The sequence below is a fragment of the Agromyces sp. P2_B3 genome, from assembly GCF_056404815.1.
The window spans coordinates 379,379-398,538 of record NZ_JBFUDH010000003.1 but is presented as its reverse complement, the minus strand read 5'-3'; the positions used below and the strand labels follow the sequence as shown (position 1 = coordinate 398,538).

Annotated in this window: 15 protein-coding genes; 12 read left to right on the top strand and 3 right to left on the bottom strand. The window is 71.9% G+C overall.

From position 1 onward, the window contains the following. Positions 1-81: 81 nt before the first annotated feature. The 3 genes from AC1DZA_RS07460 to AC1DZA_RS07450 all read right to left on the bottom strand — a co-directional run bounded on the left by AC1DZA_RS07460 (position 82) and on the right by AC1DZA_RS07450 (position 7,434). Entirely contained in the window at positions 82-4,488 is a 4,407-nt protein-coding gene (locus AC1DZA_RS07460; RefSeq protein ID WP_476772252.1) for a S8 family serine peptidase, read from the bottom strand. A 196-nt stretch (positions 4,489-4,684) separates the two neighbouring features. After that, positions 4,685-6,007 carry an LLM class flavin-dependent oxidoreductase gene (locus tag AC1DZA_RS07455; RefSeq protein WP_476772251.1) on the bottom strand — a complete coding sequence of 441 codons (1,323 nt, stop codon included), beginning with the start codon at positions 6,005-6,007 and terminating at the stop codon, positions 4,685-4,687. Further along, positions 6,004-7,434, bottom strand: coding sequence for an O-acetylhomoserine aminocarboxypropyltransferase/cysteine synthase family protein (locus AC1DZA_RS07450; protein ID WP_476772250.1), 1,431 nt, complete (start codon positions 7,432-7,434; stop codon positions 6,004-6,006). The genes AC1DZA_RS07455 and AC1DZA_RS07450 overlap by 4 nt, the downstream gene beginning before the upstream one ends. A gap of 216 nt (positions 7,435-7,650) precedes the next feature. On the opposite strand from AC1DZA_RS07450, the gene AC1DZA_RS07445 reads away from it, so the two are divergent. From AC1DZA_RS07445 to AC1DZA_RS07390, 12 genes are all read left to right on the top strand, one after another. Beyond that, entirely contained in the window at positions 7,651-7,842 is a 192-nt protein-coding gene (locus AC1DZA_RS07445; protein ID WP_476772249.1) for a hypothetical protein, read from the top strand. 10 nt (positions 7,843-7,852) lie between these two features. Then, a complete protein-coding gene (locus AC1DZA_RS07440) occupies positions 7,853-8,722 on the top strand; it encodes a DUF1684 domain-containing protein (protein ID WP_476772248.1) in 870 nt (289 codons plus the stop codon). 60 nt (positions 8,723-8,782) lie between these two features. Continuing rightward, positions 8,783-9,946: an LLM class flavin-dependent oxidoreductase gene (locus AC1DZA_RS07435; protein ID WP_476772247.1), complete on the top strand. Its 1,164-nt coding sequence runs from the start codon at positions 8,783-8,785 to the stop codon at positions 9,944-9,946. A gap of 37 nt (positions 9,947-9,983) precedes the next feature. After that, positions 9,984-10,577 carry a GNAT family N-acetyltransferase gene (locus AC1DZA_RS07430; RefSeq protein WP_476772246.1) on the top strand — a complete coding sequence of 198 codons (594 nt, stop codon included), beginning with the start codon at positions 9,984-9,986 and terminating at the stop codon, positions 10,575-10,577. Then, positions 10,574-11,689 (top strand): FAD-dependent oxidoreductase, encoded by a 1,116-nt coding sequence (locus tag AC1DZA_RS07425; RefSeq protein WP_476772245.1) that lies wholly within the window; start codon positions 10,574-10,576, stop codon positions 11,687-11,689. The genes AC1DZA_RS07430 and AC1DZA_RS07425 overlap by 4 nt, the downstream gene beginning before the upstream one ends. 12 nt (positions 11,690-11,701) lie before the next feature. Then, positions 11,702-12,220 (top strand): GNAT family N-acetyltransferase, encoded by a 519-nt coding sequence (locus AC1DZA_RS07420; protein ID WP_476772244.1) that lies wholly within the window; start codon positions 11,702-11,704, stop codon positions 12,218-12,220. A 177-nt stretch (positions 12,221-12,397) separates the two neighbouring features. Next, entirely contained in the window at positions 12,398-12,976 is a 579-nt protein-coding gene (locus AC1DZA_RS07415) for a GNAT family N-acetyltransferase (protein WP_476772354.1), read from the top strand. After that, positions 12,973-14,169: an amino acid ABC transporter permease gene (locus AC1DZA_RS07410; RefSeq protein WP_476772243.1), complete on the top strand. Its 1,197-nt coding sequence runs from the start codon at positions 12,973-12,975 to the stop codon at positions 14,167-14,169. Before AC1DZA_RS07415 ends, AC1DZA_RS07410 begins: the two co-directional genes overlap by 4 nt. Then, positions 14,166-15,014, top strand: a complete 849-nt coding sequence (locus tag AC1DZA_RS07405; RefSeq protein WP_476772242.1) for an amino acid ABC transporter ATP-binding protein — start codon at positions 14,166-14,168, stop codon at positions 15,012-15,014. Before AC1DZA_RS07410 ends, AC1DZA_RS07405 begins: the two co-directional genes overlap by 4 nt. A gap of 106 nt (positions 15,015-15,120) precedes the next feature. Further along, positions 15,121-16,143, top strand: coding sequence for an ABC transporter substrate-binding protein (locus tag AC1DZA_RS07400; protein WP_476772241.1), 1,023 nt, complete (start codon positions 15,121-15,123; stop codon positions 16,141-16,143). Between the two features lie 157 nt (positions 16,144-16,300). Next, entirely contained in the window at positions 16,301-18,670 is a 2,370-nt protein-coding gene (locus AC1DZA_RS07395) for a molybdopterin oxidoreductase family protein (RefSeq protein ID WP_476772240.1), read from the top strand. After that, positions 18,667-19,128: a hypothetical protein gene (locus AC1DZA_RS07390; protein ID WP_476772239.1), complete on the top strand. Its 462-nt coding sequence runs from the start codon at positions 18,667-18,669 to the stop codon at positions 19,126-19,128. The genes AC1DZA_RS07395 and AC1DZA_RS07390 overlap by 4 nt, the downstream gene beginning before the upstream one ends. Positions 19,129-19,160: the final 32 nt, after the last annotated feature.

Below are 19,160 nucleotides of genomic sequence, written 5' to 3'. Positions count from 1 at the left end.
CGGTCGCACCACGAACGGCGCCCCGCCGAACCGATGAAATCGGCTCGACGGGACGCCGTCGCCTGTGCTCCCGGCGGAGCGCTAGTCGCGCAGGCTCGCGGGGATGCTCAGCATCACCGAGCTCGACGGCGCGCCGTCAGGCCCGCCCTCGCCGTACAGCATCAACTGGTGCTGGTTGTTGATGTCGAACCCGTACGTCGCCATGAACCACTCGCCGTCGGCGACGGGAACCATGCCCGACAGGTCCCAGAGCCGGCCCTGCGGATCCCACATCGCCGAGACGGGGTAGTAGGGCGCGAGTTCGACCGAACCGAGCACCCAGCCGTCGTCGTTCACCTTCTCCGCGGTCGCGTCGTACCCGTAGTCGGCCAGGCGGGCCATGCCGCCCGCCTCCGTCCACACGAACGCGTCGTCACCGCTCACCCCGACGACGGCGCCGTTCGCGTTGACGTCGAGTGCCACCGCTGAGGACTGGCCGGGAAGCGTGCCGAGGTCGCCGACGGCCCCGGTCGCGGCATCCCACTTCACGGCGCGGGGTGCGTACTCGTCGTCGAGCGATTGCCCGACCACCGTGCCCGCGCCGTTGATGGCCCGGGGCTGGGTGCCCGACGTGGAGGCCGACAGGTGGTCCAGCTCGTGGAAGATGCCGTCGGGCGTGCGTGCGAAGGCATCGCTGTACGCGTGCCAGACGCCGTCGGCATCCTGCTCGGTGAGTTCGGCGAACCCGGTGACGACGCCGCCGTCGTTCACGGCGGTCGCGTACCCGTTCGGGTAGTCGCGCCAGTCCGGCACGCCGATGACCGTGCGGGATCCGTCTGCAGCCCACATCGCCGGGTCGAAGTTGCCGTCGTCCTTGGTCACGATGCCCACGGCCGTGTGGTCCTCGTTGATCCCGAGGGCCGAACCCCACTGCTCGCCTTCGGTCGCGAGGTTCTCGAAGCCGCCGTCCGCGGTCCAGGTCGTCGGGGTCATCCGCGCCTCGAACTGCCGATCGCCCGCGACGACGCCGTCGTCGGTCATCTCGGCGCCGACGAACGGCGGCGCCCAGCTGACGACGTCGAGTTGGGGCACGTCCACCGTGGTGACGGAGACACTCGCCGCCCCGATGATCGTGCCGTACTCGTTGGCCACCCGCACCCGGCCGACCATCGGCTCACCCGTGAGCTGGCGGGCGGCGACGGTCAGGGCACCGTCGACCGGCATGGACTCGCCGGAGGACAGCCCGTACGTCGCGTCCGACTTCGGCGTGACGGTGCCCTGCCCCTTCGAGTACATCTCCTGGTGGTAGTCGAACGTGACGCCCTCGCCGGCGACCTCGACCCCGGCGACGACGATGTAGTACGTCCCGGGTCGCGGGTCGTCGATGACGATGCGTCCCGGCGTGTCCCCGTTCGCGGTGCTCTGGCCGACCGGCCCGCCGCCGAAGTAGACGAAGAAGTCCAGGACGGACGCGTCACGTGGGGTGAGTGCGACATCGAGCCGGGTCGTCTCGCGCGGGACGTACAGCTGGTTGGCGGTGACCTCGCCCTGCGCGACGGTCGCGAACAGGTTGACCACGGTGCCGACCTCACCGGTCGCCACGTGCGCCTCGACGGGAGCGAAGGTGTTCATGCCCGCGAGGCTGACGTCGGTGGGCTCGTTCATCGTCACCGAGTCGAGCGTGGTCGACCCGGGCTCGACGCTCATGCCCTGCAGCGAGACCGCCGCGGCATAGGTGTTGGCGTCGGTGCCCGACGTGCGGCGCGCCTCGATGACGAACTCCCAGATGCCCGGCTCGGGTCGATACACGGCCCGTGCTCCGGCGTCGCACCCCGCTGGGTCGGCGTAGGCGCTGTAGCAGTGGTTGCTGGCGTTCGAGTCTGCCGGCACGCCGTCGGGATCGATGGGCAGGATGCGGACCTGGCTGCCATCCGCGATGCCGTCGAGCGTCATCTGCAGCGCTTCCACCCCCTCGGGAACGGGGACGAGCAACGACGTGCTTCCGCCGCGCGGAAGCGTGCCGGAACCGGTCACCGAGAAGTCGGGTTGCGCCAGCGCCGTCGTCGAGAGCACGGCGACCGAGACGAACTGGTCGATGCCGGGCGTCGCCGGGTCGTCGATCGTCATGATCGCGCTGTGGAGCCCGGACGTGGCCGCGTTCGCGGTGACCGTGACCGCGGCGGGCTTGTCCTTCTTCAGGGGAAGGCTCGCGCGCGCACTGAACGTGCCGTCGTTGCCGATCCAGCCGATGCGGTGGACGACGTTGCCGGCGGTGCCGCTGGTGCGGGTGACCTCGACCTTGTAGGCCTGCTCCTCACCGGTCACCTGGCCGCCCTCGCCGGGGAGGCACCGGTTGTAGACGCCCGTGCCCGTGCCGGGCGTCTCGAGGAGGCTCGACAGGGAGCTGCACACGGGGGCGGACACCTCGAGGGCGTTGACCGACCCCTTCTTCGCGAGCTGCTTCCATGCCGCCACGGTGTCGATGATGCCGGCGCCCTGCGCCGTCGTGGAGACGCCGGGGATCACTCGTGCCGTCCCGGTGAGTGCGGTCTTCAGCGCGCCCGGCGAGACCTGCACCGAGCCGGCCTTCGCCGCGGAGAGCAGCAGTGCGGCCGAGCCGGCGACCTGCGGCGCCGCCATCGAGGTGCCGTTGAACATGCCGTACCCGGCGGGCAGCGCGTATCCCGTCTCGGGGACCGGCTCGCCGGCCAGCCACATCGGGATGGTCGATACCGCGGCGCCGGGGGCCGAGATCTGCGGCGCGAGTCCGCCGTTCTCGGCGGGACCGCGGGAGGAGAACCCGAAGATCCCCTGCTCGGCCGTCACCTCGGCGCCGTAGTCGGCCCACCAGGTGTCCGAGCTGACGGATGCCGCGACCGAGATGGCCTCCCCGGCCACCGAGGGCGAGCTGACGGTGTTCGTGCCGAGGCCGTCGTTGCCGGCGGCGACGATGATCTGCACGCCGTAGGCGTCGATGAGCTGGTCGTAGAGGTCGGCGATCACGTCGGATCCGTCGTTCAGGGGCGGAAGCCCGCCGATCGACAGGTTCACGACGTCGACGCCGCGGTTGAGCACCAGGTCGATCATGCCCTCCGTGAGCGCGGCCTGCGTGCAACCGCCCTGGAAGGTGCAGGCGCGTGAGGAGACGATCTGCGCTCCGGGCGCGGCGCCGTGCATCTCGCCGCCGAACATCGACGTGGCGGCGACGATGCCCGCCACGTGCGTGCCGTGGGCGGCGGCCGGGAGGCCGATGTTCACGAAGGTGCCGGTCTGCCCGTCGCGTCCGTCGTCGAGCGGCGTGAGGTCGACGTCGTCGCGGTACTCGACCACGAACGGGATCTCCTCGTCCTCGGCGGTTGCGGGGTCATCCACGCCGAAGTGGTCCGCCTGGCGGTCGACGGCGTACGGCGCCATGGCGGGCGCGTCGGTGAAGTCCTTGTCGTTGTCGGCATCGACCCAGATCATGTGGGTCGACGGCTCGTAGAGCACCCCGAAGGCGTCCCAGATGTCGCCGTTGCGGTTGAGGTCACCCCCGAAGTCGCTACCCGACGTCGAGTACTCGTAGAAGTAGCCGAAGCGGAAGTCACCCGCGGGTGCGGTCCATTCCTCGCCACCGGAGCGGAACGACGGTCCGCTCTTCACGGTCGTCATCTCGACCCACGTGCCGTCGTTGTCCTGGATCGGGTCGGTCGCGGTGACCCAGTCGATGATCTTGGGCTTGCCGTCGCTCGTCGTCTGCAGCGCCGGATGCCCGACGTCGACGCCGGTGTCCAGCACGCCGACGACGGTGCCGCGCCCGTCCCACGCGGGGTGCGCGTCGACGAATGCCGTGGCGCCGGTCTCGGCGATGGGCAGGTAGGGGTTGGCGGCGGGGGTGCTCGCGTCAGGGGCGCCGGGTCCGGCGTCGAGCAGGCTCGACGCGGGAGCGACGCCTCCTCCCAGGCCCGGCGTCGGCACCTGATACGTGCGGTTCAGGTCGATCGCCTTCACGTCGGGCCGCCCGGCCAGGTCGGAGACGCGGTCGGTCGGCACGGTGGCCCGCACGTAGCCCAGCTTCTCGGTCACCGATCCGACGGTGCCGCCCGCCTTGCGCACGGCCGCGACGACGTCGTCGGCCGCCCCCTTGCGCGCGAGGATCATGACGGTGACGGTGTCCGTCTTCTCGACCTGGGCCTCCTGCAGCAGCCGGGTGTCGGCCTGGCCGAGCTTGTCGGCGGCATCGTCGGAGGACCCGGTGGAGTCGAGCGGGTGGAAGCCGGGATCCGCCGCGGGCTCGTAGCGCTCGGGATCGCCGGCCGCGAGGGAAGCGATCCCGGCGGATCCGTCGCGGGGGCCTGCGACACCCGGACGACCCTCCGAGAACGGTCCGTTCGGGTCGGGGGTCGCCGAGGAGCCCGGATCGGGTGGCGCGGTCGGCGACGCGGCGGCCGTTCCGATCGGCGCCATCATCATGGCGGCGGAGATCAGCGCCGCTGATGCGGCCCCGACCAGCTTCCTGCGTGTGCTCATCGTGCTCCTCGACACTGGGAGAGCACCGGCGCTCATGCCGAGCACCGGTGTGAGCGCGGAGTGGTGGCTGCAGGCCCCGAGGCTCCTCGAACTCGGGTCGAATCTCCCAGTGCCCTCGTTCTGGGGTCAATCGACCGCCGTGGCGAATGGGCGTCATGGCGTGAATCCGCCCGCCGCCGCCGCTCACCCGAGTCGATCAGAAGTCGTGCAGGTTCCCCTGGATGCCGCCGCTCCCGTACTCCCGGCGCAGCACGCCGCGCCGGCGCAGGATCGGCACGAGCTCGTCGAGGTACCGGTGCACCGTGACCGGGTGCAGGTCGCCCGAGAAGATGAAGCCGTCGTTGTCGGCCTCCTCGCCGAACTCCTCGATGAAGTCGGCGACCTGTTCGGCCGTGCCCACGAAGCCGGCGTGGTCGGCGATGCGTCCCTTGCGTGCCTTCGCGACGAGCAGCTCGCGCAGCGTGGCATCCGCGAAGGTCGGTGCGGTCTTGCCGAGCAGGCCCTTGATCGTGCCCTGCGAGACGTGGTCGCCGAAGATCGACGGGTCGAGCGGCCGGTCGAGCGGCAGCCCGGTGAGGTCGGTCTCGAGGTCGCTCGACTGGCCCTCGAGGATCGCGGCGAGCGTCTCGTCCGACGGCTCCAGTGACGCGCGCACCACGCGGTCGACCTCCTCCTCGCTCGACACGATCTCGGGCTTGAACACGAACAGGGTCTTCACGGCGTTCGCCGCGCGCCCGTGCGCGACGGCCGCGTCGATGATCTTCTGCCGGTACGCGCGCACGACGTCGAGGTCGAGCGGCGCGTACGCGAGCTGCACGTCCGAGTGGGTGCCGGCGAACGCGAGTCCCTTGGGCGACCCGCCGGGGGAGACGATCGCCGGGTCGCCCTCGGTGAACGGGATCGCGTTGAGCGGTCCGGTCACGTCGAAGTACTCGCCCTCGAAGCGGGTCTCGCGGATCTTCGAGCCGTCGGCGAAGCGGCCGGTCGCGGCATCCGCCACGAGGGCGCCGTCATCCCAGCTGTGCCAGAGGCCGCGCACCGCGGCGAGCCACTCGCTCGCGCGGTCGTACGCCTGGTCGTGCGTCACGGGCGGCGTGCCCGTGTGGCGCGTGCTCGAGACATCCGTCACCACGTTGATGCCCACGCGGTGCCCGCTCAGGTGGTGCAGCGAGGCGAACTGCCGGGCGGCGAGGTACGGCGGCCAGATGCCGGCGTTCACCGTGGGGGCGATGCCGAGGTGCTCGGTCGCCGCGAGCAGGTAGGGCGTCAGTGCGACCGGGTCGTGCTTCGGCCCGCCGTACGCCTTGCGGACGCGCAACTCGACGGTGTCGGGCGTGCCGATCGAGGGGCCGTCCTCGATGATCAGGAGGTCGAGGCCCGCCTGCTCGAGTTCGCGCACCGACTGCTGGTAGAGCTTCGGCTCGGTCCAGCGGTAGTCCCAGTCCCAGTGCGGGTGCCCCCAGCCCTGCGGCCCGAAGCCCCGTGAGAAGAACCATCCGAAGTGCTGCGGCCGGGTCATCGTGCGCTCCCTTCGAGCACGGCGCGGGATGCGGCATCCGTCGCGAGGTCGGAGACCGACGATGCACGGACGGGCGATGCGGTGACGGATGCCGCGACCGCGCGCAGCGCCGCGAACCCGCGTTCGAGGTCCCGCACGAGGTCCTCCGGCTCCTCGAGCCCGATCGACAGCCGCAGCAGGCCCGACGAGATGCGCCCCTTGGCCCGCGTGCCGGCGTCCAGGTGCGCGTGGGTCGTCGTCGCGGGGTGGAGGATGAGCGACCGCGTGTCGCCGATGTGGCTCATGCGGCTGAACAGCTCGACGGCGTCGTAGAAGGGCGCGACCGATGCCTCGCCGCCGGCCAGCACGAACGACAGCACCGCGCCCTGCCCGCGCGGCAGGTAGCGCTGCGCGAGCTCGTACGACGGGCTGGAGCGGAGGCCGGGGTAGTTGACGCCCAGCACCTCGGGCTGCTCCTCCAGCCAGGCGGCGATCGCGGCGGCCGTGGATGACTGGCGCTGCACGCGCAGCGAGAGCGTCTCGACGCCCTGCTGGATGAGGAACGCGTTGAACGGCGAGAGCACCGGCCCGAACAGCGCGGCCGTGACGCCGCGGAGGTAGGCGGTGTAGGCGCCGTCGGCGTGGACGGCGAGGTAGCTGCGACCCTGCAGCCCGGTGTCGGGCAGGTGCAGGTGCGGGAAGGCATCGGGACGCGCCGACCAGTCGAACGTGCCTGCGTCGACGATCACGCCGCCCAGCGCCGCACCGTGGCCCGAGAGGAACTTGCTCGCCGAGTGCACCACGAGGTCGGCGCCGTGCTCGATGGGCCGCACGAGGTAGGGCGTCGCGAGCGTGTTGTCGACGAGGAACGGCACGCCGGCCGCCTGGGCCACCCCCGCGACGCCCCGCAGGTCGATGACCTCGCCGGTGGGGTTCGCGATCGACTCGGCGTAGATCGCCCGCGTGTTCGGGCGGATGCGGCGGCGCCACTCGTCGAGGTCGGCCGGGTCGTCGACGAACTCGACCTCGATGCCGAAGCGCCCGAAGCCCTGGGTGAAGAGGCTCCGCGTGCCCGAGTAGACGGTCTGCGCCGACAGCACGTGGTCGCCGGCCTGGGCGATGCCGAGCACGGCCACGGTCAGCGCCGCCTGCCCGCTCGCGAGCACGACCGCGTCGCGCCCGCCCTCGATCGCGGCGAGCCGGCGCTCGAGCGCGGCGTTCGACGGGTTGCCCGCCCGCGTGTAGACGTAGCCGTCGTCGTCGCCGGCGAAGCGCTCGCGGGCGTGCGCGAAGTCGTCGAAGCGGAATCCGGCGCTCAGGTAGATCGGCATGATGCGCGCGCCGAAGGTCGCGTCGGCGTGCTCGCCGGCGTGCACCTGCTGGGTGGCGAAGCCCTCGTGGGCGAGCGCCGCGTCGGCGAAGGGGTCGTGCGCATCGGGCTCAGACATGCGGCCCATCCTGAGCGCGTCGCGGCATCCGGGCAATCGCGGCTCGACGCGTGGGGTCACCCGCGGTCACATCGTGACGCCGCATGTCCGCGTGTTGCGGCATCCGTCGCCGCCGGATCGGCGCCCGCCTATCGTGGCGACCCATTCGCGGCGTGCGCGGGCGCCGGCCGAGGCCGCACCGCGACGACCGCCACACGACCCTCGATCGGAGGCATCATGACCGACCTGTTGCACTGGTACGCCCGCATCCACGGCCCCCGGGCGCTCCGCATCGTCGAGGCGGCGCGCGCCGGTGCGCTCGACGGCGAGCGAGCGGATGCCGCGTCCGCGGGGCCCGAACGTGACACGGTGTTGCGATCGGTGGCGAATGGTGACGAGACCGCTGGCGAAGTGCTCGCGGGAGCGTGACAGTGGCGACATGACGATCACCGATGCAGCCGCCACCACCACCGACGCCACCGCCACCGACACCGCCACCCTCGACCGCGCCGCGTTCGCCCGCGAGTGGGAGGAATGGCACCGCGACCACGAGGCGCGCCGCGCCGACCCGCACGGCTTCCTGGCCGTGACCGCGATCCACTGGCTCGACGAGACGCCGCAGCACTTCGATGACGTGCCGGGCACCTGGTCCACGGATGCCACGGCGGGGCCGGTCGTCGACCTCGCCCCGGGGGAGTCGCTCGAGGCGGCCGACGGCACCCGCCTCGAGGGTCGCCACGCCTTCGGCCCCATCGCCGAGCGCGGCGGCGTCGTGGTGCGCGCGGGCGAGCTCGCGATCGAGGTCGCCCGCCGCGGCGGCCGGGACATCGTGCGTCCCCGCGACCCGGGGCACCCCTACCTCGCCCGCTTCACGGGCACGCCCACCTACCTGCCCAACCCGCGTTGGATCGCGCGCGGCCGGCTCATTCCCGCAGCGACGCCCCGCGAGGTCACCGTCGGTTCGGCCGCCGAGGGCCTGCAGCACGTCTACGAGGTGCCAGGCGAGGTCGAGTTCGAGCTGCGCGGCGAGACCTTCCGCCTCACCGCGTTCAACGGCCATGCGCCCGGCACGCTGCAGGTGCTCTTCACGGATGCCACGAGCGGACTGACCACGTATGCCGCGAATCGCTCGCTCGAGATCGAGGCTCCCGACGCCGACGGCTCGGTCGTGCTCGACTTCAACCGCGCGGTCAACCTGCCCTGCGCGTACACCGACCACGCCACCTGCCCGCTGCCGCCCGCCGGGAACCGGCTGCCGGTCGGCATCGAGGCGGGGGAGAAGACGCCCGTCGAGCGCAACGTCGCCTGACCGGCGCCGCCCTGCCCCGCAGCATCCGACCGCCATCGACGCGCCAGAACCGGAGAACCCATGCGCTTCCAGATCCTCGACATCGTCCCCTACGTGCAGAACCCGGTCACCGGGCGGCTCGTGAGCCCGGCCGAGCGGCTCGACCAGACCGTGGAGTTCGCCCGCCGGGCCGAGCGGCTCGGCTTCGACGCCTTCGCGGTGGGCGAGCGGCACGCGGGGCATTTCCTCTCGTCGTCGCCGACCGTGCTGCTCGGCGCCATCGCCGCGGTCACCTCGACGATCCGCCTGCAGACGGGGGTGACCGTGCTTTCGGTCCTCGACCCGGTGCGCGTGGCCGAGGACTATGCCACCATCGACCAGCTCTCGCGCGGCCGGCTCGAGCTCACGATCGGCAAGGGCAACGAGGCGGCGCAGTTCCCCCTGTTCGGGCTGGAGATCGACGACCAGTGGGAGCTGCTCGCCGACCGCTACGCACTGCTCCGCAGGCTCTGGCGGGAGACCGACGTCGACTGGGAGGCGACGCCGTACACGCGCGCACAGCGGGGCACCACGACGCTGCCGCGCCCGTACGCCGGGGCGCCGCGGGTGTGGCACGGATCGGCGACCACGCTCGCCTCGGCGGCGCTCGCGGCACGCTGGGGCGACCCGCTGTTCAGCGCGAACGCGATCCAGCCGCTCCGCAACTACGCAGTGCTCGTGCAGCACTACCGCGACGAACGCGCACGCCACGGGCACGACCCGCGGTTCGCCTACGTGGGGGCCGGAGCCGGGGCGCTCTTCATCGCCGACACCACGCAGCAGGCCCGGGAGCTCTACGGGCCGGTCTACGAGGCGCTCGTCGCCGCGACGAATGTGCCGGGCAACAACTCCCCGTTCCGCGACATCGACCACGCCATCGCCGAGGGTCCAGCGCTCGTCGGCAGCCCGCAGCAGGTCATCGACAAGATCGGCCGCTTCCACGAGGCGCTCGGGCACGACCTGCAGTCGATCAGCCTGCCCACGACCCTGCCGGTCGAGCAGCAGGTCGAGCTCGTCGAGCGCTTCGCCGCCGAGGTCGCCCCGGTCGCGCGCCGGGAGCTCCCGAGCACGCTCTGGGGACCGGGCGATCCCTATGCGCTGCGTCCTGCGGTGAGCGGCGGGGTCGAGGCGGATGCCGCGGGGGCCGTGGAGTCGGCGACCGCGCCGGCCGGCCGCCTGGCCACGGTGTCCGAGGCGACCCGGTGACCGGTCCGTCAGGCGTCGCCCGTAGGATCGTGGATCGATGAGCGAGAGCCAGCAGCCGCGCGGTGCGGCATCCGACCCGACTGACGGGCTCGTCGTGCGCCTCGTGCGGCCCGACGAGTACGACGAGGTCGCCGCCCTGTCACTGCGAGCGTACGAGTTCGAGTACGACATCTCGGCCGAGTACCGCGCCTCCATCCTCGCCGTCGCCGAGCGCGCCGCCGAGCACGAGGTGTGGGTCGCCGCGGATGCCGCGTCGGGCGCGCTGCTCGGCGCGGTGGCCACGCCCCGGCCCGGCCGCACGATCTCGCCGCTCGCGCGACCGGGCGAGCTCGACTTCCGGCTCCTCGCCGTCGACCCGTCAGCGCGCGGACGGGGCGTGGGGGCGCGGCTCACCCGGCACGTGATCGAGTTGGCCAGGCAGCGCCGACTCGACCGCGTGGTCATGAACAGCGGCCCGCAGATGGTCGGCGCGCACGCACTCTACGCGAAGCTCGGCTTCACCCGGCTGCACGACCGCGAGCGCGAGATCGTCGACGGCGGCCGCCGGTTCCGGCTGCTCGCGTTCACGATCGACGTGGATGCCGCGGCCGACGCCCCGAGTCACGACGACGAGCTCGGCATCGCCTCGTGACCGCACTCGACACCGACGTCGTCGTCATCGGCGGGGGAGCGATGGGCTCGTCGGCGGCGTGGAACCTCGCGCGCCGCGGCCGGCAGGTCACCCTGCTCGAGCGCTTCGCCCCCGGCCACCGGCACGGGGCGTCGCACGGCGCCTCGCGCAACTTCAACCTCGCCTACGCCGAGCCCACCCACGTCGGCATGCTCCTCGAGTCGCAGCTGGCGTGGCGCGAGCTCGAGGCCGAGACGGGCACGCCGGTCCTCGATCAGGTCGGCCTCGTCGACCATGGCCACAACCCCGGCCACGACGAGGTGCGCGCTGCGCTCACTGCGGTCGGCATCCCCAACGAACTCCTCCCGCCCGATGAGGCGCAGCGCCGCTGGGGCGGCATCCGCTTCACGACGACGGCGCTGCACCTGCCGACGGCGGGGCGCCTCGACGCGGATGTCGCGGTACGGGCGTTGCAGGCGGCTGCGGCCTCGCGCGGCGCCGACGTGCGCCACGAGACGCCCGCCCGCGGCATCCGGGTGCTCGACGACGACCGGGTGCAGGTCGAGACCGATCGCGGAACGATCACGGCCCGCCGCGCAGTGGTGGCCGTCGGCGGCTGGACCTCGAAGCTGCTCAGCGGCCGGGTCGACCTGCCGCGTCTCGTCGTCACCCAGGAGCAGCCGGCGCACTTCGCCGTGCGCGACGACACGATCACGTGGCCCGGGTTCAACCACCACCCCGGCCCGGGCGACGACTGGTGGTACTCGGGCACCTACGGCATGCTCACGCCCGGCGAGGGCGTGAAGGCGGGGTGGCACGGCGTCGGTCCCATCGTCGACCCCGACCTGCGCGACTACGAGGCGGAGCCCGTGCAGCTGGCTACCCTTCGCCGCTACGCCGGTGAGTGGCTGCCCGGCGTCGACGCCGCGGCCGCGACGCCGATCAGCTGCACGTACACGACGACGCCCGACTCGACCTTCGTGCTCGACGCGTCGGGTCCGATCAGCGTCGGCGCGGGCTTCTCGGGGCACGGGTTCAAGTTCACGCCCGCGGTCGGCCGCATCCTCGCCGACCTCGCCGACGGGCGCCCGGCGCCCGGCGTCTTCCGCCTCGGCCGCTTCGCCACCACCTGACCTGGAGCACGCATGACCGACCGCCGTCCCCTCGCTGCTTCCCGCATCGATGCCGTCGAGCTCGAGCGCGTCGACTGGCACGATCCGCGGGCCGTCGCCCTTCGTGCCGCCATGGACGACGAGATCGGCCCGCGCTACGCCGGGGATGTCGCCGAATTCGATCCCGACGCGCTCGCCGCCATCTCGAGCGCGCTGGCCATCGATCCCGACGACATCGTCGCCACGCTCATCGCGACGGTCGACGGTGTGCCGGCGGGGCACGCGGCGCTCCGGCGACTGGGCGACGAGTGGGAGCTGAAGCGCGTGGTGACCCTGCCCGAGTTCCGCGGGCGGGGCGTCTCGCGAGCGCTGATCACCGAGATCGAGCGCCTCGTCGTCGAGCAGGGCGGCACCCGGCTCATCCTGCAGACTGGCCACCGCCAACCGGAGGCCGTGCGCCTCTACGAGTGGCTCGGCTACCGCCCCATCCCGGTCTACCCGCCCTACGACGCGATCAGCTTCTCGCACTGCTACGCCCGCGACCTCGTCTGAGTCGTCGCGGCCGACGTCGACGCGACGTCGAGCCGTCGCGCGTAGGAGTTCGACACATGCCGCCGACGGAATTCGTCATGTTGCGGCCGCCGAAGCCCGGAATCGCGGCGATCTCGACCTGGTGATGACGCGGGGTGACGCTTTCGGTCGCCCTGTGAAACACCGCGTTGCCCGGGTCTGCGGCGCTCCCTAGCTTCGAGATACCGGCCCCGTCACGGCGGCCGGATCGAACCGAAGAGGACGGAGCGAGCGATGACCACCCAGTTGAGCGTGCGGTACGTGAGCGCGGACGACGCGTTGGCGAAGCCCCTGCTCGCCGACCTCGAGCGGGAGTACGACGGCCGCTACGGCGAGTTCTTCGGCGAGCGTGCCAGCGCCGAGCTGAACCGCTACCCGGCGTCGGACTTCGCGCCGCCGTACGGCGCATTCCTCGTCATCCTCGAGGATGGCGAGCCCGTCGCAGGCGGCGCGTTCAGGCGCTACGACGACCGGACCGCCGAGCTCAAGCGGGTCTGGACGCACCCCGACCACCGCGGCCGCGGCCTCGGCCGGCGGGTCGTCGCCGAGCTCGAGGCCGCCGCGAGGCACCGCGGATATACCGCCGTGACCCTCACGACCGGTCCCCGGCAGCCCGAGGCGGTGGCGCTCTACCTGGCGAGCGGCTACACGCCCAGGTTCGACCCGGCCCTGCCCGCCGAGCAGATCGGCATCCACGCGTTCGACAAGTCGCTCGTCACCGAAGGAGCCCGCGCATGAGTCGCATCCTCGCCCGCCGCTCCGAGACCACGGGTCCGGATGCCGCAGCCGCCACGGATGCCGCGCCGGCGCCGTCATCCGGCACGGCCGGGCCTGCTCCGGTCGCCGCCGCAGCGGACGCGCCGGCGGCAGGCGCCGCCGTCGCCACGCCCGTCGACACGTCGGGCGGTCGCATTGTCGCGGGCCTCCGCGTCGTGCCCGTGAAACACTGGGGACGCTGGGCGCTCTCGGCCGTCGTCGCGTTCGTCATCCTCCAGTTCCTGTGGTCGCTCGCCTCCAACCCGCAGTGGCAGTGGGACGTGTTCGCCGAGTACTTCTTCGCCCCTTCGGTGATCAACGGCCTCTGGCTGACCCTCGCCCTCACCGCGGTGTCGGGCGTCATCGGCTTCGTGCTCGGCGCGGTGCTCGCCGTGTTCCGCCTGTCGAAGTCGCCGCTGCTCAACGGCGCGGCCTGGTGGTACATCTGGTTCTTCCGGTCGGTGCCGCTCGTCGTGCAGATCCTCGTCTGGTACAACCTCGGCTACCTCTATCCGACGCTCGGGCTCGGCACCCCGTTCACGACCGACTTCTGGCTCGTCGAGTTCCCCACGACCACGCTGATCAGCGCGTTCGCCGCCGCGACGATCGGCCTCTCGCTGCACCAGGCGGCGTACTCGGCCGAGATCATCCGGGCGGGCATCCTCTCGGTCGACCAGGGGCAGCTCGAGGCGGCCGGCGCGCTCGGCCTGCCCCGCCGCATCCGGTTCTTCCGCATCACGCTGCCGCAGGCCGCGCGCGCCATCGTCCCGAACGCGTTCAACGAGATCATCGGGCTCGTGAAGGGCACGTCGGTCGTCTTCATCGTGGCGCTGCCCGAGCTGTTCTACACGGTGCAGGTCATCTACAACCGCAACCAGCGGGTCATCCCGCTGCTGCTCGTCGCGGTGGTCTGGTACGCGCTCATCACCACCATCCTGTCCATCGCGCAGTACTACGTGGAGCGGCGGTTCGCCCGCGGCGCCGTGCGCGAGCTGCCGCCGACGCCCGTGCAACGTGCGAAGGCCTGGACGCGCACGCAGTGGCAGCGGCTCGGCGACGCCCCGACGGCGGGAACCCCGCCGGCACCCGCCGACGCCGACCCTGCGGCATCCGCCGACCCTGCGGCATCCGCCGACCCCGCCCTCGCCACGACCCGCACCGGAGGTGCCGCATGACCAGTACGACCACGACGACGGCCGCCGCCACGACCCTCACGCCGTCGTTCGACGAGCACTTCGTGCCGACTCGCAAGGCCGCCACGGTCGGGCGGGTGGAGATCGCCGACGTGTCGAAGTCGTACGGCACCAACCTCGTGCTGCGCGACGTCTCGCTCACGATCGAACCCGGACAGGTCGTCGCCCTCATCGGGCCGTCGGGATCGGGCAAGTCGACCCTGCTGCGCACGATCAACCACCTGGAGACGGTCGACCGCGGCTCCATCACGGTCGACGGGCAGTACATCGGATACGAGCGCAAGGGCGACACCCTGCACGAGCTGCGCGAGGCAGAGATCCTCCGCCGGCGCACGCAGGTCGGGCTCGTCTTCCAGAACTTCAACCTGTTCCCGCACCTCACGGCGATCGAGAACATCGTCGAGGCGCCGCTCGCCCACAAGCGGCTCTCGAAGGCCGACGCGCGGGCGCTCGCCGAGGCGCTCCTCGCCAGGGTGGGTCTCGCCGACAAGGCCGACCACTACCCGCGGCAGCTCTCGGGCGGCCAGCAGCAGCGCGTGGCCATCGCCCGGGCGCTCGCGCTCTCGCCGAAGGTGCTGCTCTTCGACGAGCCGACCTCGGCCCTCGACCCCGAGCTCGTCGGCGAGGTGCTCGACGTCATCCGGGGACTCGCCCGCGACGGCACCACGCTCGTGATCGTCACGCACGAGATCGGCTTCGCGCGCGAGGTGGCCGACCGCATCGTCTTCCTCGACCACGGCGAGATCGTCGAACAGGGAACCCCGGGGCAGGTGCTGCGCAACCCGCGGCAGCGCCGCACCCGCGACTTCCTCGCGAAGGTGCTCTGACCGGAGCCCCGCGAGAAGAACCCGGTGCGGCATTGCACTGCCGCACCGGGCGAATCCGAGACACCGACCCGGCTATCGGACGGAACAACACTAGGAGAGTCCACTCATGGCAATCAACAAGAAGCAGGTGGGAGTGATCGTCGCGGGTGTCGCGGTCGTCGCGCTCATCGGCGGCGGCATCGTCTGGGCGGTCAGCGCCGGCAACTCCGCCGCGGCCGAGACCGCGGCATCCGGCAGCACCGAGGAGCAGGTGCAGGAGGCGGCGCAGTTCGACCTCACGTCGCAGAACGCCGAAGACCGCCCGACCATCGAGCCGGTGCAGGCCGCCGTCGACGCCCTCGAGGCGAGCGGGTTCACGCCGATCGAGGCCGGCAAGCTCACCGTGGCGGTCTCGCCGTTCGCGGCGCCGCTTGGCGTGCTCGCGTCCGACGACGACGCCACCGTCATCGGCACCGAGGCGGACTTCGGCTCGCTGATCGCCGACGGCCTCGGCCTCGAGTACAACCCGGTGGCCGTGAACTGGGCCGACTGGCCGCTCGGCATCCAGTCGGGCAAGTACGACCTCATCGCCTCGAACGTGACGGTGACCGAGGAGCGCAAGGAGCTCTACGACTTCGCGAGCTACCGCCAGGACCTGCTGGGCTTCTACGTGCAGGCCGACAGCGACATCGACTCGATCGCGAGCGCCGAGGACATCTCGGGCCTGAAGATCGTCGTCGGCTCGGGCACGAACCAGGAGAAGATCCTGCTCGCGTGGAACGAGGAGCTCGAGGGTGAAGGGGAGCAGCCCGCCGAGCTCGTGTACTACGACGACCAGGCGGCATCCGACCTCGCGCTCTCGTCGGGCCGCGTCGACGCCACCTTCGGCCCGAACGCGACCGCCGCCTACCGCGCCGCGACCACCGGTGAGACGAAGCTCGTCGGCACGCTGAACGGCGGCTGGCCCGAGACGGCGCCGATCGCCGCGGGCACGGCGAAGGGCAATGGCCTCATCGAGCCGGTGCAGCTCGTGCTGCAGTCGATCATCGACGACGGCACCTACCAGGAGGTGCTCGACCGGTGGGCGCTCACGAGCGAGGCGGTCGACGAGTCCGAGATCAACCCGCCCGGCCTGCCGAAGTCCGAGTAGGCGCCGACGGGGCGATTCATCGACGGATGCCGCGTGGCCGGGTGCTGCGCGGCATCCGTCGTGTCCGGGCGCGGTGCCCGGCGGCCGCGTCCATCCACCGCCGGGGGCGCCCGTCAAGGGGCTTGTCGGTCACCGCGGCCGCGCGGAGAGTCATCGCGTGACCGAAGAAGGTACGGTCGTCGCGGCATCCGGTCGCCCGGATCGCATCGACGACGTCTGGGGTTCGAGAACGCCCTTCGAGCGCGGAGCGCGGTGGCCCGAACGCGTCGACCAGGTGCTCGCCGAGGGCGTCGCCGAGGGTGACATCGACCGTTGGGTGCACTCGGCCTGCGTGCTCTGCAGCAACGGCTGCGGCTGCGACATCGCGGTGAAGGACGGCCGCATGGTCGGCATCCGGGGGCGGGCCGACGACCACGTCAACCACGGCCGGCTCGGCCCGAAGGGCCTCTACGCCAGCTGGCAGGGGCTGGAGGCGCGGGACCGGCTCACCACACCCTTGGTGCGCCGCGACGGCGAGCTCGTGCCGGCGAGCTGGGACGAGGCGATGAGCCTCGTCGTGGAGCGCAGCCGCGCCCTCCTCGATGAGGTCGGCCCGCTGAGCCACGGCTTCTACACGAGCGGGCAGCTCTTCCTCGAGGAGTACTACGCACTGGGCATCATCGGCAAGGCCGGCATCGGCACACCGCACATGGACGGCAACACGAGGCTGTGCACGGCGACCGCCGCGTCATCGCTGAAGGAGTCGTTCGGCGCCGACGGCCAGCCGGGATGCTACGAGGACATCGACGAGTGCGACGCGCTGTTCCTCTACGGACACAACATGGCGGCAACGCAGACGGTGCTGTGGTCGCGGGTGCTCGACCGCCTCGACGGCCCCGAGCCGCCGAAGCTCGTGGTGGTCGACCCCCGTGAGACGCCGGTCGCCACGCGCGCGACGGTGCACCTCGCCGTGAACCCCGGCACGAACCTCGCCCTGATGCACGCGCTCGTGCGCGAGATCCTCGTCAACGGGTGGACCGACGACGACTACGTCGCCGAGCACACGGTGGGGTTCAGCGACCTGGCGAAGCACGTCAGGGAGTGGACGCCCGAGCGCGCCGCCGAAACGTGCGGCGTCGGGGCATCCGACATCCGCGCGGCCGCGCGCATCTTCGGCACGTCCGAGCGCGTGCTCTCCACGGTGCTGCAGGGCTTCTACCAGTCGGCCCAGGCGACCGCGTCGTCGTGCCAGGTGAACAACCTGCACCTGCTGCGCGGCATGCTCGGCCGGCCGGGCGCCGGGGTGCTGCAGATGAACGGGCAGCCGACCGCGCAGAACAACCGCGAGTGCGGCGCCGACGGCGACCTGCCGGGCTTCCGCAACTGGCACAATCCCGACCACGTCGCGCAGCTGGCGAAGCTCTGGGGCGTCGATCCGCGCGTCATCCCGCACTGGGCGCCGCCGACGCACGCCATGCAGCTGTTCCGCTACGTCGAGCAGGGCTCGATCCGGTTCCTCTGGATCTCGGCGACGAACCCGGCGGTGTCGCTGCCGCAGCTCGCGCGCATCCGCGAGATCCTCACGAAGCCGGAGACCTTCGTCGTCGTGCAGGACCTCTACCTCACCGAGACCGCCGCGCTCGCCGACGTCGTGCTGCCCGCGGCCGGGTGGGGCGAGAAGACGGGCACCTTCACGAACGCGGAGCGCACCGTGCACCTCTCGGAGCAGGCCGTCGACCCACCGGGGGAGGCGCGCTCCGACCTCGACATCTTCCTCGACTACTCGCGCCGCATGGACTTCCGGCGCAACGACGGGCAGCCGTTGCTCGACTGGTCCGCGCCCGAGGAGGCGTACCGCGCCTGGCAGGAGTGCTCGCGCGGGCGGCCCTGCGACTACACGGGTATCTCGTACGACGACCTGCGCCGCGAGAGCGGCATCCGCTGGCCGCGCGCCGAGGGGCAGGCGACGAGCACCGATCGGCTCTACGCCGATGCCGAGTTCCCGACGCATCCCGAGTACTGCGAGAACTACGGGCACGACCTGGCCACGGGCGCGGAGGTCGACCCGCAGGCGTACTCGGCCATGCGACCCGACGGCCGCGCGTTCCTGAAGTCGGCGGCCTACACGGGACCCCATGAGCCGCCCGACGGCGAGTACCCGTTCCGATTCACGACCGGCCGCTCGGTCTACCACTTCCACACCCGCACGAAGACGGGCCGCACGCCCGAGCTCCAGGCGGCCGCACCCGACGTCTGGGTCGAGATGGCCGCTCCGGATGCCGCGGAGCACGGGTTCGCCGACGGCGATGTCGTCGAGGTGCGCTCGCGTCGGGGTCGCATCGTGGCACCGCTCCGGGTGACCGGCATCCGGCCCGGCACGGTGTTCGCGCCGTTCCACTACGGCTACTGGGACGCGCCAGAGGGCGCCGAGGAGCGGCATCCGACCGCCGCCAACGAGCTCACGATCACCGAGTGGGACCCCGTGTCGAAGCAGCCGGTGTTCAAGACCGCCGCCGTGCGGGTGACGCGAGCGAAGGGCGTGCGATGAAGCTTCCCGTGTACCTGTCGCTGCTCACGGAATCGGAGCGCACCCTGGCCCAGTCGTTCCGGCAGGTCGCCGAGGGGCACGGGGACGAACCCGACGTGCACGTCCTGTGCCTCGCCCTCGCCGAGCAGTGCGACGGGCACCGGGAGCAGCTCGCGCCGATCGTCGAGCGGTATGGCGAGGTGCCGAGCGACGACGAGCCCGAACGGCTGCACGCCGACGGCCTCCCGACGACGCGCACCGGACCGCTCGGCCTGCTGCGCGACCTGCAGGACCTCTACCTGCTCGCGAGTCTCGCCGAGGTCACCTGGATGATGGTGAAGCAGGCCGCGGAGGCCCTGCGCGACGAACAGCTGCTCGGGGTCGTGAACACCTGCCGGCAGGAGGTGGACGTGCAGCTCCACTGGCTGCAGACGCGCATGAAGCAGGCCGCGCCGCAGGCGCTCATCGCCGCGAGCTGACGGATGCCGCGAGGCGTCCCGTCGAGCGCCGG

Bases quoted from the DNA above. Each gene is read 5' to 3' on its own strand.
- AC1DZA_RS07405 (WP_476772242.1), top strand. From the start codon at position 14,166: ATGACCAGTACGACCACGACGACGGCCGCCGCCACGACCCTCACGCCG.
- AC1DZA_RS07445 (WP_476772249.1), top strand. From the start codon at position 7,651: ATGACCGACCTGTTGCACTGGTACGCCCGCATCCACGGCCCCCGGGCG.
- AC1DZA_RS07420 (WP_476772244.1), top strand. From the start codon at position 11,702: ATGACCGACCGCCGTCCCCTCGCTGCTTCCCGCATCGATGCCGTCGAG.
- AC1DZA_RS07430 (WP_476772246.1), top strand. From the start codon at position 9,984: ATGAGCGAGAGCCAGCAGCCGCGCGGTGCGGCATCCGACCCGACTGAC.
- AC1DZA_RS07450 (WP_476772250.1), bottom strand. From the start codon at position 7,434: ATGTCTGAGCCCGATGCGCACGACCCCTTCGCCGACGCGGCGCTCGCC.
- AC1DZA_RS07455 (WP_476772251.1), bottom strand. From the start codon at position 6,007: ATGACCCGGCCGCAGCACTTCGGATGGTTCTTCTCACGGGGCTTCGGG.
- AC1DZA_RS07435 (WP_476772247.1), top strand. From the start codon at position 8,783: ATGCGCTTCCAGATCCTCGACATCGTCCCCTACGTGCAGAACCCGGTC.
- AC1DZA_RS07410 (WP_476772243.1), top strand. From the start codon at position 12,973: ATGAGTCGCATCCTCGCCCGCCGCTCCGAGACCACGGGTCCGGATGCC.
- AC1DZA_RS07440 (WP_476772248.1), top strand. From the start codon at position 7,853: ATGACGATCACCGATGCAGCCGCCACCACCACCGACGCCACCGCCACC.
- AC1DZA_RS07390 (WP_476772239.1), top strand. From the start codon at position 18,667: ATGAAGCTTCCCGTGTACCTGTCGCTGCTCACGGAATCGGAGCGCACC.
- AC1DZA_RS07460 (WP_476772252.1), bottom strand. From the start codon at position 4,488: ATGAGCACACGCAGGAAGCTGGTCGGGGCCGCATCAGCGGCGCTGATC.
- AC1DZA_RS07400 (WP_476772241.1), top strand. From the start codon at position 15,121: ATGGCAATCAACAAGAAGCAGGTGGGAGTGATCGTCGCGGGTGTCGCG.